The sequence below is a fragment of the Streptococcus mitis subsp. hohhotensis genome (assembly GCF_000722775.1).
GTDB lineage: Bacteria > Bacillota > Bacilli > Lactobacillales > Streptococcaceae > Streptococcus > Streptococcus carlssonii.
Genome location: NZ_JPFZ01000001.1, coordinates 1 through 388, shown reverse-complemented (window position 1 = coordinate 388; position 388 = coordinate 1). Strand labels below are relative to the sequence as shown.

Here is a 388-nt window from a genome sequence, read left to right as displayed (position 1 = left end):
ACCAGCATGAAGAAGGCCGAATCGTGACAAGAGTTCATTATGTCTTGACCAAGGAAGACTATTTTGCAAATAAATAAGCAGTTGAGAAGAAATTTTCAACTGTTTTTTCTTCCTCTTACGAATAATTTAAGAGAGGAGAAAATATGGAAGCAATTATCGAGAAAATTAAAGAGTATAAAATTATTGTTATCTGTACTGTTCTAGGCTTGCTTGTCGGAGGATTTTTCCTGCTAAAGCGAGCTCCACAAACACCTGTCAAAGAAACGAATTTACAGGCAGAAGTTGAAGCTGTTTCTAAGGATTCATCGACCGAAAAGGAAGTGAAGGAAGAAAAGGAAGAACCGGTTGAACAAGATCTAATCACAGTAGATGTAAAAGGCGCTGTTAA

2 pseudogenes are annotated in these 388 nt (G+C 36.9%); both read left to right on the top strand.

The window, feature by feature from the left end:
* Window positions 1–77 (top strand): annotated as a pseudogene (locus tag SK608_RS10400) (GNAT family N-acetyltransferase); the annotation flags it as partial.
* 66 nt (window positions 78–143) lie between these two features.
* Window positions 144–388 (top strand): annotated as a pseudogene (locus tag SK608_RS00005) (ComEA family DNA-binding protein); the annotation flags it as partial.